This window comes from Bacillus sp. 22483 (assembly GCF_052044605.1).
GTDB lineage: Bacteria > Bacillota > Bacilli > Bacillales > Bacillaceae > Bacillus > Bacillus altitudinis.
In genome coordinates, this window is sequence record NZ_JBQENU010000010.1 from 35452 (window position 1) to 49701 (window position 14250).

Genomic DNA, 14250 nt, shown 5'->3' on the forward strand with positions numbered 1-14250 from the left:
CACAAAAGGCACAGTGACCGGTCAATTTGGTGATATTAAAGACACAGACTGGCATACGGTTACTTTTGAAGCGAAGGTCACGAAAGGATCTGAAGGTAAAACCATTCAAAATATCGCAGTTGTGAAGGGTGATAATGTTGACGAACCAGACAAACCTGAAAACTCAACAGCGGTAGTACCGCCGCCGCATGTGCCAGGGGTGCCAACAAATCCAGAGCAGCCTTCTCATTCAGAACCGGATACACCTGGTCATCATCTTCCGAACACTGCAACAGAGATGTACAACCTTTTACTAGCAGGATTTGCACTTGTACTAATAGGTGCATCCCTTATTGTATGGAAAAGAAGAAAAAGAAACGGATAATCGTCCATGGTTCAAAAAATCATCTCAGCTCTATTGATTACAGCAGGTATTTGTCTTGTGATTGTAGGATATATGAAAATCGTTGATGGACAAAGACAAGTAGATCAATCATTCCAGTCTGCGCAAGCAGCCATCCAGCAAAAGGGGAAAATGGATTCCTCTTTTGTGCCGGAGGCTGGTGAAACCATTGGGCTCTTGCACATTCCAAAGTTAAACGCTGAGTTACCAATTGTAGAAGGAACAGCGGCGGCGGATTTGGCAAAGGGAGTTGGTCATTATCACGAGAGCTATTTTCCTAACGAACAGGGACAAATCGTTTTATCTGGGCATCGTGATACTGTGTTTAGACGAACAGGAGAACTTGTGAAAGGGGATCAACTTGTCATAGAGCTTTCATACGGTCGGTTTACCTATGAAATTGAGAAAACAAAGATTGTGAAAAAAGATGATCAAAGTATTATTACACTACAACAGGAAAAGGAAGAACTTATCCTCACCACATGTTATCCTTTTTCTTTCATTGGTCCTGCGCCAAACAGATATATTATATATGGGAAGCGTATTTAGCCACTGGATCAGCCTGCAGCTCATTCTTTCATTAACCGATTAGAGCGCTTAATCCCTTGATAAACAGGGAATCTTCTATATCATATCTAGAGATGCAGGGGGGGTCAATTTGTTAAATAAAGAAGATGTAAAGTATATAGATAACGTTGGAAGAATTGTCCTGCCGACAGATATAAGAAAACGGTTGAAAATTCACCCACAAGATTTTATTGAAATCTATCAAGAAGAAAGTCACATTGTGATAAAGCCTTATTGGCAGGATAAACCTTGTATCGTTACAGGGCAAGTCACATGTTCCAATAAGGCGTTGTCAGGCGGAGTAGTTGTCAGCCCAGAGGGAGCGAGACTGCTCCTGCAAGATTTACTAGCGCTGCGGCTGCAAAAAGAGATATAAAAAAGGCTGTTCTCACATGATGAGAACAGCCTTTTTGATCATACTGGATTCAAAATCCGGTTTAAGAATTGTTTTGTTCGTTCTTCCTTTGGTCGTTTGAAGATTTCTTCAGGAGGACCTTGTTCGACGATGACGCCGCCATCAATAAAAATCACTTCGTCCGCCACTTCTTGGGCAAACTTGATTTCATGTGTGACAACCGCCATCGTCCAGCCTTCTTTCGCTAAATCCTTCATGACCTTTAAGACTTCCCCGACAAGCTCAGGATCAAGCGCAGAGGTTGGTTCATCAAAAAGCATAAGCTCTGGCTGAATGGCAAGTGCACGGGCAATGCCGACACGCTGCTTTTGACCGCCTGACAGCTGGAAGGGATACAAATCTTTTTTATCCTCAAGTCCTACCTTTTGCAGGAGCTGAATCGCTTCTTTTCGCACCGCTTCTTTCGGACGGCGCTGGACTTGGACTGGACCTTCCATCACATTCTCAAGAACAGTACGATGTGGGAACAGATGATAATCTTGAAACACCATGCCTGACTTCCGGCGAAGCTTGAGCAAATCAGCTTGTTTATTTTTTTTAGAAAAATCAATCGAGAAATCATCGAAGGTAAAGGAGCCGGCATTTGGAATTTCAAGTGCATTTAAACAGCGAAGCATCGTTGTTTTTCCTGAACCTGATGGACCAAGAATCGCCACAACCTGCCCTTTGTTGATCGTAAAATCAATCGACTTTAAAATCTCATTTTCACCAAAGGATTTGTTTAAGCCTTTGACTGTTAGCATGTCGTTCCCTCCTTACCTTGCGACATATCGATCAAGTCGTTTTTCAATTTGGTGTTGAACGAGCGATAGAATGAAGCAGAATACCCAATAGATCAGGGCTGCTTCCATATAAATAAATAAAATTTGATCCAAGTTCGCCGCAGCTATTTCCTGTGATTTACGGAACATCTCAGCCACAAGGATTTGGGAGGCAAGTGATGTATCTTTCACCAAACTAATGAATGAATTAGACAGCGGCGGAATCGATACACGCACTGCCTGCGGTAAAATCACGCGGACGAGCGTTTTGCGATGGGTCATCCCAATCGAATACCCCGCTTCCCATTGTCCTTTTGGAACAGATAGGACGGATGCACGGATAATTTCCGAAGCATACGCACCTACGTTTAAAGAAAAAGCGATGATAGCACTTGGATATGGATCAAGTGTGATATTAAATGTCGGAAAGAAATAGAAAATAATAAACAATTGCACAAAAAGCGGCGTTCCGCGAACGGCCGACACATAGATGGAGAAAATCCATCTGAGGGCTTTGATTTTAGACATTCTAGCAAGAGCTGTCACAAGCGCGATAAAAATACCAATAATGAAGGCAATGATGGCAAGGGGGATTGTATAATAAATCCCCTGCATCACCATTGGCCAAAAAGATTGCTGAAGAAGATCCCAAGGAATGACGACTCCTAGGGTATTACTTTGTAACATCTTCACCAAACCATTTCTTAGAAATCTTAGCAAGTGTACCATCTTTCTTCATTTCTTTTAGTGCGCCATTCACTTTGTCAACGACTTCGCCGCTGCCTTTTCTGAAGGCAAAATACGTTTCTTGTGGATCTCCTGTTTCAAATGCAACTTTTAGGTTTTTGTTACCGCTTGTTTTCAAGTAATTCAAGACAGCCAATTTATCATTGAACGTCAAATCAGCACGTCCTTGCTGAATCAATTGAATAGATTGTGCAAGACCTTCAACGCCTTCAATCTTAGCGCCAGCATCTGTTGCTAGTTTATTGTAGTTACTTGTTAACGATTGTGCTGCTTTTTTGCCTTTCACATCAGAAAGTTTCTTGATGTCATTGTTATCTGATTTTGTCACAACAATGGCTTGAGACGTTGTGTACTTATCAGAGAAATCATATTGATTTTCACGTCCAGTTTTACCAACTTGGTTCGCTACCACATCAAAACGTTTTGAATTCAGACCAGCAAACATGCTGTCCCATTGTGTTTCTTTGAATTCTGGTTTTAAGTCAAGACGTTTTGCAACTTCTGTGATGACCTCGACATCATAGCCAGTTAGTTTATCTGTCTTTTTGTCATGGAAGGTGAAAGGAGCATATGTACCTTCTGTACCGATGGTTAATACGCCTTTATCCTGAATGGATTTCCAAAGGTCACCTGATTCCTTAGACCCAGATTGTTTATTTGCGCTGTCGTTTGCAGCTGATCCACATGCCGTGATCAATGCAACACAAGCGCCTAAAATAATGGCAAAGAACATTTTTTTCATTTTATTCCCCACTTTTCTTGTTGGTATTTACAACATATGATCTTACAGAGAAGTAACCTAAAAGTAAAGCATTTGAAACTAGCTTGAGCGAATCTCACCAACTTTATGCCTTGAACTGGTTGAACGGATAAACGATAGAACTATACCCAAAACAAAAGGTGGATAAAACCAAACGCATTCTCAAACGATGATGAAGAGAGTTCGATTGATGAGAATGTGAGATAGACTACTTAATGGTAAAATATGCTATGATTTTCACATCGAAAGAAGTTTATGTGGGTGTTGATCAGTTGACTTAAATGACTTTCTAAAGTACAAGATCCTCCAGTGAACAAACGGAATAAAAGGGAAGTGTGATCATTTGCATACATTGAAACAAAAACCTGTCATGATTTTAGTACACGAAATATATGGAATAAATGATCATATGAAGAGTATGATCGATCATTTTGACAAAGCTGGTTTTGAGGTTTATTGTCCTCATTTATTAGGACAGGCTAAACACTTCCCTTATGCCAGTGAGAATGAGGCATATGACTACTTTATGAATAAAGTTGGTTTTGATGAATCGGTAAAGATCGTATTGAATGTGGCAAAAGAGTTAAAAACGAAAAATGCAGAGAGAGACATATGTCTGATAGGTTTTAGTGTGGGGGCAACAATTGCTTGGCAATGCAGCCAATATGATCAGTTGTTTACCGGAGTCATTGGATTTTATGGTTCAAGGATAAGGGATTTTCTTGATATGACGCCTTCCTGTAAAACGCTGTTATTTTTCCCGGAAGTTGAAGCTTCTTTTAACCCTCGGGAGGTTGCGGATGTTTTGGAGAAAAGGGAAAAGCTTTGCGTGAAAATAGTAAAGGGGCAGCATGGGTTCGCCAATCCAGATTCTGCGACTTTTCACGCTGAATCTAAAAATCGCTGCTTTCAAGATATAGATGGTTTTATCAAAGAGTGTCTACAAAAGAAAAATGACTCATGACTGTTTGAAATGAGACTCGAATAGAGGGAAATGAAACCAGTGTGTCATGTAAGTTTGCATGCTGGTTTTTTTGTGCAATTCTTTTGGATATAAGGCATCCTATCAAATGATCAGAATCACCGTATAGTTGTGCGAACATTACTAAAATAAAGACTTTGAAACAGTGACGATAGAAGGAAGCATATTTATTATAAAAGATGTATAATTAGTAGGTTGTTTTGAAAATGGAATAATCACATGGAGACATGTTTTGATAACAGAACATCTTAGAAGAAGGAGGGCATCATTGTGGATGTTGGACAAAATCAGCCCGAACAATTGAAAAGGGCGATGACCTCCCGCCATTTATTTATGATTTCTCTTGGCGGTGTCATTGGGACAGGCTTTTTCCTTGGAACAGGCTATACGATTGGACAAGCAGGGCCGGTCGGAGCTGTTCTTTCCTATATAGTGGGCGGATTGATTATGTATTTAACCATGCTGTGTTTGGGAGAGCTGTCAGTCGCGCTTCCTGTGTCGGGGTCTTTTCATACGTATGCGACGAAATTTGTGAGTCCTGCAGCGGGTTTTGCGGTTGGCTGGATTTATTGGCTTGGCTGGGCAGCCACCGTGGCGCTGGAATTTTTATCAGCAGGGCAGCTGATGAGACGCTGGCTTCCACAAGTGGATGTGTGGATTTGGTGTCTCATATTTGGGCTGTGTTTGTTCTTATTAAATGCCAGATCAGCGAAAGCGTTCGGGGAGTCCGAGTTTTTCTTTTCAACCATTAAGATTGTTGCCATCTTACTATTTATTGGCGTAGGCGGAGCGGCGATGTTTGGTTTTATTCAAACGACGAGCGGGGAACCAGCTCCTTACTTTAGTCATTTTGTGAGTGATGGTCTGTTTCCGAATGGCTTGCTTGCCGTTGTCGTCACGATGATCACGGTGAATTTTTCGTTTCAAGGAACAGAGCTGATCGGGATTGCGGCAGGAGAAAGTGAAAACCCTGAGAAAACCGTTCCCCGTTCGATCCATCAGACCGTATGGCGTACACTCGTCTTTTTCGTTTTATCTATTTTTGTCTTAGCGGGTATGGTGCCTTGGAAAGAAGCGAGTGTGCTGCAAAGCCCATTTGTCACTGTGTTTGAGAGAACGGGCATTCCTTATGCGGCAGATATCATGAACTTTGTCATTATCATTGCTTTATTATCTGTGGCGAACTCTGGCCTATATGCCTCTACGAGAATGCTGTACTCTTTGTCGAAGGAAGGAATGGCAGGGAAGGCGTTTAGACGAGTCAATCAGCGGGGCATCCCGATGAATGCCTTACTGCTCACTTTCCTGTTTACAGGTATTTCGTTATTATCAGGATTCTTTGCAGAGAAAACCGTTTTTGCTTGGATCGTGTCTATTGCGGGCATGAGTGCCCAAACCGGCTGGATTACGATTACATTATCACAGCTGCTTTTCCGCAGAAGATATTTGAAAGCAGGCGGAAAGCTGGAAAACCTAAAATTTAAAACCCCTCTTTATCCGGTACTGCCGATCACTGCGATCACGCTGAATTCGATTGTGCTAATTAGTCTTGCCTTTGATGCGGAGCAGCGGATTGGGCTGTATGTCGGCGTACCGCTCATGATCATTGGATATGTTGTCTATCACCGCTATGTGAAAAAACATCAGGTGAAAAGTGAACCGCTCCAGCTGCAAATCCACGGAGATGATGAGATTCGGTTTTAATTCAAAAAAAGAAGCCTTCCCATTTGGGAGGCTTCTTTTTCAATTTAATGCACGCCTTTCATCGCTTTCTTAATCACCGGTGTAAGCAGGAGCATGACACCACATAAAATGATGGCGAGCATGCCGATGATCCCGAAATAGACGGTTTCTGGCACTTTATCAAACAGCTTGACCACTTGCGCATTGATCGCCTGTGCCATTGCATTTGAAAGGAACCAAAGGCTCATCGTTTGCGCTGAGAAGGCAGCAGGTGCCAGTTTTGTTGTGGCTGACAGCCCAACTGGTGATAAGCAAAGCTCTCCGATGACGACAAGGAAGAAGCTTAGAACGAGCCATAGTGGGCTTACAAGTGTATGTGGTCCAGACATGTAGGCAGGAATGATCATAATGATAAAGGATAATCCTGCGAACAGAAGGCCAAGTGAGAATTTAATCGGGGTAGACGGCTGTTTCTTACCGAGTCTGACCCATAACCAAGCAAATACTGGTGACAGGAGCACAATAAAGATTGGGTTCAATGATTGGAACCAAGAAGAGGCTAATGTCATGCCAAGGAAATTCAAGTTTGTTCGCTGATCTGCATATGTGGCTAAAATATTTGAGCCTTGTTCTTGAATGGCCCAGAACATCACCGCAGCTAGGAACAATGGAATATAAGCGAGTACCCTCGACTGCTCCACTGCACTCGTTTTTTTACTAAAATACATCACAATAAAATAAACAATTGGAATCAGCACACCAAGGACACTGACAAACCAAGTGAATAGATTAATCGTGAGCGCTCCTGTTTGAATGCCGATGACAGCAAAAACAGCAAGTACAATCACGATCAATGTACCGAAAATTTTGAAGTTCTTGCGTTCAGCAGCTGATAGTGGATTTGTGACATAAGTGCCGGCAAGTCCAAGATTCGGCTTTTTCGTGATGACAAACGTAATCAGTCCAACAAGCATACCAACGGCAGCGAGTGAGAAACCAAGGTGGAAATTCACTTTTTGACCGAGTGTTCCGACAATTAATGGGGCGATAAAACCACCCATGTTGATCCCCATATAGAAAATACTGAATCCAGAATCCCTGCGAGGGTCTGTTTTTGTATACAGGTCACCGACTATGTTTGATACGTTCGGCTTTAGGAGGCCTGTCCCGATAATAATCAGCCCCATACTAATAAAGAGCGCTGTTGCTCCGCTAGGCAGTGCCAAAATGACATGACCAAGCATAATGAAAACCCCGCCATAAAAGACCGTACTGGACGAACCAAATACCCGGTCGGCGAGCCATCCGCCAATAATGCCTGACATATAGACAAGCGCACCATAGACAGACATGATCGAATTAGCGGTTGTCTGGTCGAAACCAAGACCGCCTTTTGTCACCTCTGTGTACATATAATAAATAAGCAGTGCACGCATGCCATAATAAGAAAAACGCTCCCAAAATTCAGTGAAAAACAGTGTGTAAAGCCCTTTAGGATGTCCAAAAAACCCTTTTTGAGGAACACTTTTAACAATTTTATCGTGGTCAATTGTAGACATGGCATAGATCCTTTCTTAAAAAAAGAGATATGAGAAAAATGATATTCTTGTATAGTTCTTGTGTCAATATAAAACTATTCTAAAACAGGAAAATGTTAGTTCAATAGGCGTAAAGACTCAAAAAGATGAAAAATTCGCTCAAGTAAAAATCATCGGAAAGTTATTTCGGAAGAATTTATATAAAATTTGAAATATCGTACAAGCAAACCTTTCCCACATGCATAGGATGACAAGAGGACATGTGTAAAAAGGAGGGGTTTTCATTGGGGGATGTAAATAAATCTGATCTGAAGAAACCCGTTGTCAATGTATTAGACTTTGGCGTGATTGCTGACGGGAAAACGGACTGTACAGCGAAACTGAACGAATGCCTGGAATGGACAAAAGCACAGGGCTACTCCCACGTCTGGTTGCCGAGTGGAACGTATCTAATAGATGCGGTGTACAGGGGGGATCAATTTTTTCCTTTTCGTAATGCCGGCATACGAGTGCCAAGTCATATTTGTATTGAGATGGCATCAGATGCCGTTATCAAAGTGAAACCAAATGATTCGTGGGGATATGCAGCCTTCTATATTGGAGAGGTAGAGCATGTGACCATTCGGGGCGGGCGGATTGAAGGCGACCGTGATGAGCATGTGTACAAGGCACTCCCGCCAGAAAGAAAAACACATGAATGGGGCTTCGGGGTGTGTATTGAAGGTGCTTCCCATGTGAATATCGATCGTGTTCAAATCAACAATTGTACGGGAGACGGCATCATTGTCAGTCCGCACGGTTTATTGACCCATATCGAATCGTACTCGCCAGCTTCGTCTATTCATATTTCTGGTTGCACCATCACTGACTCAAGGCGAAACAATATTTCTATTACAGGCTGTGATGGTGTCATTGTGGAAGACTGTTTGCTTGAAAGGGCAGGGGTAAATGGGGTCGAGCCAAAAATGGGCATTGATATTGAAGGATACGGAGAAAATGCGACCAACTTGGAGGAACCGCTGAATATTCAAATTCGAAACAACATAGTCAGAGGCGGCGCAGCCAGCTCTATCTATAATTTCAATGGCTATGGTGTGATCATTGAAGGCAATCAAACGGACAGCAGTATCTCCTATGGCTTCGCCACTGAAATGATCATTGCGAATAATTTAATTCGTGCAGTGGGAGGGGGCGTGACAAAAGCAGGGATTACGAGCTTAGGCGTGCCGCTTGATCAATCGGAAAACAATGTGATCATTATTGGCAATATGATTGAAGGATTTGAAAAGGGTATTGATGTGAGGGGAGACAGCGTGCACATCACAGGTAATAAAATCAGTCTTTTTGAAGATGCGGCTGTGTCTGTCTATATGGCCAATCGTATTTTAATAGAAGGAAACCATATTGAGTCAGGGACAAACACACGGCTTAGAAGTACATCGCTGCGTATTTATCAATCAGACAGCATTGTCTTTTCAAACAATACCGTCTACTCTGTCATCGATGCGGCGATGGTCAGAGGAACGAATATCTTAATTCAGCATAATCAATTCAAGGAATTCAGCCGAGGGATATGGGTGCAGGAGGGAGAAGCGGGGATCAACGGCAATCACTTTATTCAAGAAGGACATTCACAGCTCGCATCTTCGTATACAATCAGCGTGACAGGAAATGCAAAGGCTTTCATATGGCAGAATCGTTTTAAGCACTATCAAAACTATGCCGTCTACAGCAATACGACCGCTCCTTTAGAGATTAAAGACAATTCCTTTGAAGAAACGTCCTTATATGTGGTGATGTATATTAAAAATGGCTCACCCCAAATTGGTGATAACCGCTTTTATTTAAATCGTTCAATCGGACAGCCGACAGCCGTTTTTCTTGATGAGGTTGTCTCAGCACGTGTGCTGCGGAATAACATCATTAATCTCTCTCCTCAAAAAGCGATTGCCGTCCGCACCATATCCTCCACTCATTCGGTGATTGCCCATAACGTACTAGAGCGCAGTCAATTGATGACACACTCCACGGACCGGCTCATCGGAAATATTGAAATTGATCTACCGTAAACGCCTGTAAATCCCTTTTTTTGGAGGTTCAGAAGGCGGTTGACAATCATGTAAAAAGGGCATATAGTAATAATTATTTTTCATTTTTCGCAACATTTGCCCTTTTTTTATGGATAAAACCGATTAATTCAATCAGAAAAATGTATCTTGTAAAATAATAACTTGATACAAGGAAGATATAGAAAGGATGAAGAACAAGTGTCACAGCCGAAACGGAAGCTCAAGCTAGGCGTGTTCATCGCGGGAACTGGACATCATGTCGCCTCTTGGAGACATCCGAAAGCAGTACCAGACGCAGCCATGAATCTTGATTACTTTAAACAATTAGCGAAAAAGGCCGAGGAAGGGAAGCTGGATTTGCTCTTTTTAGCCGATAGCTTATCAATTAATCATACATCTCATCCAAATGTATTAACGAGATTTGAACCGCTCACCCTGCTTTCTTCGATTGCAGAGTCTACCTCAACAATTGGTTTAGCAGCAACAGCATCAACTACATATAGTGAGCCATTCCATATTGCGAGACAGTTTGCCTCACTCGATCATTTATCAGGCGGACGAGCAGCATGGAATGTGGTCACATCTTCTATTGAAGAAACAGCGAAAAATTTTAGCGGAGAAGAGCATTTAGCGCACCACAAACGATACGAACGAGCTGAAGAATTCGTCGATGTCGTCAAAGGTCTGTGGGATTCTTGGGAAGAGGACGCACTTGTAAGAAACCAAGAAACAGGAGAATTCTTTGAGTCTAGTAAGCTTCATGAGCTGCAGCACAAAGGTGAATTCTTCTCCGTACGGGGACCGCTTAACGTATCACGCACCCCTCAAGGACAGCCAGTGATCATTCAAGCAGGGTCTTCTGAAGATGGTCAAAAGCTTGCGGCTAAAACGGCTGAGCTTATTTTTACGGCGCAAAACGATCTCGACAAAGCGAAGGAATTTTACCAAAGTTTGAAGGGAAAAGTAGAGGCTGCTGGACGAGCTAGAGAGGATGTCAGCATCATGCCGGGCATCTTCCCAATCATTGCCGATACAGTAGAAGAGGCAAAAGCGAAGTATGAAGAATTACAAGAGCTGATTGTTCCAGAGATCGGCCTTAGCATTTTACAAAACTACTTAGGGGGTATTGATCTTTCGCAGTATCCACTAGACGGACCACTTCCAGAGATTGATCCAAGCGCGTCAAATGCCGTGAAAAGCCGCTTTGACCTTGTGATGAATATGGCGAGAAAGGACAACCTGACCATTCGCCAGCTCTACCAATCTGTTGCAGGGTCCCGTGGGCACCATATCTTCATTGGAACACCAGAGCAGCTAGCAGATGTGATGGAGACATGGCTCGTTGAGGAAGCAGCCGACGGTTTTAACGTGATGCCGCCATTATTGCCAGAAGGACTTGATGCCTTCGTAGACCGCGTCGTTCCGATCCTTCAGGAAAGAGGCCTGTTCAAAACAGAATACACAGGAAAAACTTTACGAGAAAATCTCGGCTTAAAACAGCCAAAAAATCGCTACACGACATAAAGGTGAGGTGACTAACGTTGGGATATACGTTTCGTCTGGCAACTGAGGATGATATAGAAGCGCTGCTTGAACTGACAACAAGAGCCTATGAACCGATTCGTGAGCTCGGCATCCAGTTCCAAGCAGCACATGCAGATGTCGCCCTCGTTCAGAAAAATGTACAAAAGAACCTTTGCTATGTAATGGAAGAAAACGGAGAGCTTCTCTCCACCTTATCACTCCGTATGCCTTGGGGAGAACAGCCAGGACCATTCGGCGTTCCGCATATTTGGTGGTTTGCTTCAGAACCAGCGGCAAAAAAAGGCACAGGCTCAGCCTTGCTTGAGTGGGTTGAAACTGAAGTGTTAAGGGACACACTAAAGGTACCGTTTGTCTCTCTTGGGACAGCTGATAAGCATCCGTGGCTCATGGACATGTATGAGCGTAAAGGCTATGTCAGAGCAGGTGAAAAGGATCTAGGCAAAGGCCATATCACCATTTATTTTAAAAAACAATTACGATCAGATATTACACAACCATAAGAGGAAAGAAGGGTGTACGAACATGAAAAACAAAAAGTGGCTAGTTGTTTTATTTGCGGCAATGCTTGCGGTGTTAGCAGCATGCGGCGGGGGTAATCAGAGTGAAGGCAAAGACGAGAAAGTGCTTAAAGTGGGCGCTACAGGCCAAAGCTATCCATTTGCTTATAAAGAAAACGGCAAACTAGTAGGATTTGATGTCGAGGTCACAGAAGCCATTGCGAAAAAGCTAGGCTACAAACTAGACTGGCAGCTGAGTGAATTCAGCGGACTGATGGGCCAGCTGACATCTGGTAAGCTGGATACCGTATCAAACCAAGTTGCGATTACAGATGAGCGTAAACAAACGTTCAACTTTACAGATACGTATGCATACGCAGGAACACAAATCATTGTCAAGAAGGACAACAAGGACATTAAAGGACTTGACGACTTAAAAGGAAAAACGGTGGCGGCTGTTCTTGGCTCAAACCATGCCAAAAACCTAGAGAGCAAAGACCCAGACAAGAAAATCAACATCAAAACATATGAAACACAAGACGGTGTCTTAAATGAAGTGGCAAATGGCCGTGTAGATGCTTACGTCAACGGACGCAGTGTCTTGTTAGCTCAAATTGAAAAAACAGGACTTCCACTCAAAATCGTCGGCAACCCAATCGTATATGAAGAAGTCGGCTACCCATTTGCCAAAGATGAAAAGCACGACAAGCTAAGAGAAGAATTCAATAAAGCGATCAAAGAATTAAGAGAAGACGGAACACTGAAGAAATTGTCTGAGAAATATTTCAAAGATGATGTCACAGTTCCAATTAAAAAATAACAACAGCGGCGGTGAAAAGCAGACATGAATCACATTGATTGGCAGTATATGGTGACGGTTTTTCCAACCTTGATTCAATACTTGCCGATAACGATCTTCATGGCGATTGTCTCCATGGTATTTGCCATTATCATTGGTGTGGTATTCGCGCTTATAACGAAAAACCGGATACCTGTCTTATACCAATTTGCCAAGCTGTATATTTCTTTTTTCAGAGCGGTTCCAACTTTGGTTCAGCTCTTTCTCATTTATTTTGGTCTTCCGCAGCTATTCCCTGCGATGACCTCAATGGATGCCTTAACAGCGGTCATTATCGGTTTAAGTATTAAAAACTCAGCGTACTTAGCAGAAATTTTTAGAGCGGCTCTTAATTCAGTGGATGAAGGGCAGCTTGAGGCGTGCCTGTCTGTCGGCATGACAAGATGGCAGTCTTACGTCAGAATTATTTTCCCACAGGCCGTCAGAAATGCCATTCCAGCGACGGGGAATACCTTTATTGGTCTTTTAAAAGAAACATCGCTTGCCTTTACCATTGGGGTGGCAGAAATGTTTGCGCAAGGGAAAATGATTGCATCGGCCAACTATAAGTACTTTGAAACGTATTTAGCGGTTGGCATTGTGTATTGGGTGCTCACCATCATTTATAGTTTCCTACAAGACCTATTTGAACGAAAAATCAGCAAACCTTACCGGAATTAAGGAGGTGTGGACATGATCAAGCTCACCAATTTGAAAAAATCATTCGGCGACCTTGTCGTCTTAGACGGAATTAATCTTGACGTGCAAAAAGGGCAGGTTGTGGCCATTATCGGACCTTCTGGCTCCGGTAAATCAACATTGCTGCGCTGTCTAAATCTATTAGAAACGCCAGATGAAGGTACGATTGAAATTGGCGATGCGAAGCTGAATGCGTCTAAATATACACGTAAAGAAGCCCATCACCTGCGTCAGCAAACGGCCATGGTGTTTCAAAACTATAATTTATTCAAAAACAAAACAGCCTTGCAAAACATTACCGAGTCACTGCTTGTGACGAAAAAAATGACAAAACAGCAAGCAAATGAGATCGGCATGGAGCTATTGAAACAAGTAGGGCTAGAACAAAAAGCTGACAGCTACCCGGTCACACTATCCGGTGGTCAGCAGCAGCGGATTGGCATTGCCCGTGCGTTAGCGGTTGATCCACATGCGATTTTGCTGGATGAACCAACATCAGCACTCGATCCAGAGCTTGTCTCAGGTGTGCTTCAAGTCATTAAATCCATTGCCATTCAAGAAACAACGATGATCATCGTGACACATGAAATGGCGTTTGCAAGAGAAGTAGCAGATCATGTCATTTTTATGGCAGATGGTCATATCATTGAGCAAGGGACGCCAACCGAACTATTTGACGAAACGAAGAATGAACGAACAAAACGATTTATCCAAAAAGAAGCAGCGGCTGAAGAAGCATAAGCTGCTTTTTACTCTTTAGAGGGGTG

At 42.8% G+C, this 14250-nt stretch carries 15 protein-coding genes; 11 read left to right on the forward strand and 4 right to left on the reverse strand.

Going from position 1 to position 14250, the window contains the following annotated elements:
• From ACTJJQ_RS14600 to ACTJJQ_RS14610, 3 genes are all read left to right on the forward strand, one after another.
• Window positions 1-364, forward strand: a 364-nt coding sequence (locus ACTJJQ_RS14600) for an LPXTG cell wall anchor domain-containing protein (protein WP_440600324.1), incomplete at its 5' end; no start/stop codon positions are given.
• A gap of 6 nt (window positions 365-370) precedes the next feature.
• Window positions 371-931 (forward strand): class D sortase, encoded by a 561-nt coding sequence (locus tag ACTJJQ_RS14605; protein WP_440600325.1) that lies wholly within the window; start codon window positions 371-373, stop codon window positions 929-931.
• 109 nt (window positions 932-1040) lie between these two features.
• Window positions 1041-1325, forward strand: coding sequence for an AbrB/MazE/SpoVT family DNA-binding domain-containing protein (locus ACTJJQ_RS14610; RefSeq protein ID WP_041508244.1), 285 nt, complete (start codon window positions 1041-1043; stop codon window positions 1323-1325).
• A 38-nt stretch (window positions 1326-1363) separates the two neighbouring features.
• Here the strand turns inward: ACTJJQ_RS14610 and ACTJJQ_RS14615 are convergent, their stop codons facing one another.
• The 3 genes from ACTJJQ_RS14615 to tcyA are packed head-to-tail and all read right to left on the reverse strand — an operon-like array spanning window position 1364 to window position 3614.
• Window positions 1364-2107: an amino acid ABC transporter ATP-binding protein gene (locus ACTJJQ_RS14615; RefSeq protein WP_007498183.1), complete on the reverse strand. Its 744-nt coding sequence runs from the start codon at window positions 2105-2107 to the stop codon at window positions 1364-1366.
• A 12-nt stretch (window positions 2108-2119) separates the two neighbouring features.
• On the reverse strand, window positions 2120-2812 hold the full coding sequence (locus ACTJJQ_RS14620; protein WP_012008905.1) for an amino acid ABC transporter permease: 693 nt from the start codon (window positions 2810-2812) through the stop codon (window positions 2120-2122).
• Window positions 2799-3614 (reverse strand): cystine ABC transporter substrate-binding lipoprotein TcyA, encoded by an 816-nt coding sequence (gene tcyA, locus ACTJJQ_RS14625; protein ID WP_007498178.1) that lies wholly within the window; start codon window positions 3612-3614, stop codon window positions 2799-2801. Before tcyA ends, ACTJJQ_RS14620 begins: the two co-directional genes overlap by 14 nt.
• Window positions 3615-3975: 361 nt before the next feature.
• On the opposite strand from tcyA, the gene ACTJJQ_RS14630 reads away from it, so the two are divergent.
• The gene (locus ACTJJQ_RS14630; protein WP_440600326.1) at window positions 3976-4596 is read left to right on the forward strand and encodes a dienelactone hydrolase family protein; all 621 of its coding nucleotides are present in this window, start codon (window positions 3976-3978) and stop codon (window positions 4594-4596) included.
• 288 nt (window positions 4597-4884) lie between these two features.
• A complete protein-coding gene (locus ACTJJQ_RS14635) occupies window positions 4885-6318 on the forward strand; it encodes an amino acid permease (RefSeq protein ID WP_440600327.1) in 1434 nt (477 codons plus the stop codon).
• 44 nt (window positions 6319-6362) lie between these two features.
• On the opposite strand, the gene ACTJJQ_RS14640 is transcribed toward ACTJJQ_RS14635, so the two are convergent.
• Window positions 6363-7856, reverse strand: a complete 1494-nt coding sequence (locus ACTJJQ_RS14640) for a peptide MFS transporter (protein WP_039166246.1) — start codon at window positions 7854-7856, stop codon at window positions 6363-6365.
• Between the two features lie 263 nt (window positions 7857-8119).
• Between ACTJJQ_RS14640 and ACTJJQ_RS14645 the strand changes: the two genes are divergently transcribed.
• The 6 genes from ACTJJQ_RS14645 to ACTJJQ_RS14670 all read left to right on the forward strand — a co-directional run bounded on the left by ACTJJQ_RS14645 (window position 8120) and on the right by ACTJJQ_RS14670 (window position 14224).
• Window positions 8120-9904 (forward strand): right-handed parallel beta-helix repeat-containing protein, encoded by a 1785-nt coding sequence (locus ACTJJQ_RS14645; RefSeq protein ID WP_440600328.1) that lies wholly within the window; start codon window positions 8120-8122, stop codon window positions 9902-9904.
• Between the two features lie 198 nt (window positions 9905-10102).
• A complete protein-coding gene (locus tag ACTJJQ_RS14650) occupies window positions 10103-11428 on the forward strand; it encodes an LLM class flavin-dependent oxidoreductase (RefSeq protein ID WP_335350121.1) in 1326 nt (441 codons plus the stop codon).
• Window positions 11429-11445: 17 nt separating this feature from the next.
• Complete coding sequence (locus ACTJJQ_RS14655; RefSeq protein WP_024720188.1) at window positions 11446-11949, forward strand: GNAT family N-acetyltransferase; 504 nt, start codon at window positions 11446-11448, stop codon at window positions 11947-11949.
• 22 nt (window positions 11950-11971) lie between these two features.
• Window positions 11972-12766: an amino acid ABC transporter substrate-binding protein gene (locus tag ACTJJQ_RS14660; protein ID WP_008347268.1), complete on the forward strand. Its 795-nt coding sequence runs from the start codon at window positions 11972-11974 to the stop codon at window positions 12764-12766.
• A gap of 24 nt (window positions 12767-12790) precedes the next feature.
• Window positions 12791-13465 carry an amino acid ABC transporter permease gene (locus tag ACTJJQ_RS14665; protein ID WP_007498163.1) on the forward strand — a complete coding sequence of 225 codons (675 nt, stop codon included), beginning with the start codon at window positions 12791-12793 and terminating at the stop codon, window positions 13463-13465.
• Window positions 13466-13477: 12 nt separating this feature from the next.
• Window positions 13478-14224, forward strand: coding sequence for an amino acid ABC transporter ATP-binding protein (locus ACTJJQ_RS14670; protein WP_008347264.1), 747 nt, complete (start codon window positions 13478-13480; stop codon window positions 14222-14224).
• Window positions 14225-14250: the final 26 nt, after the last annotated feature.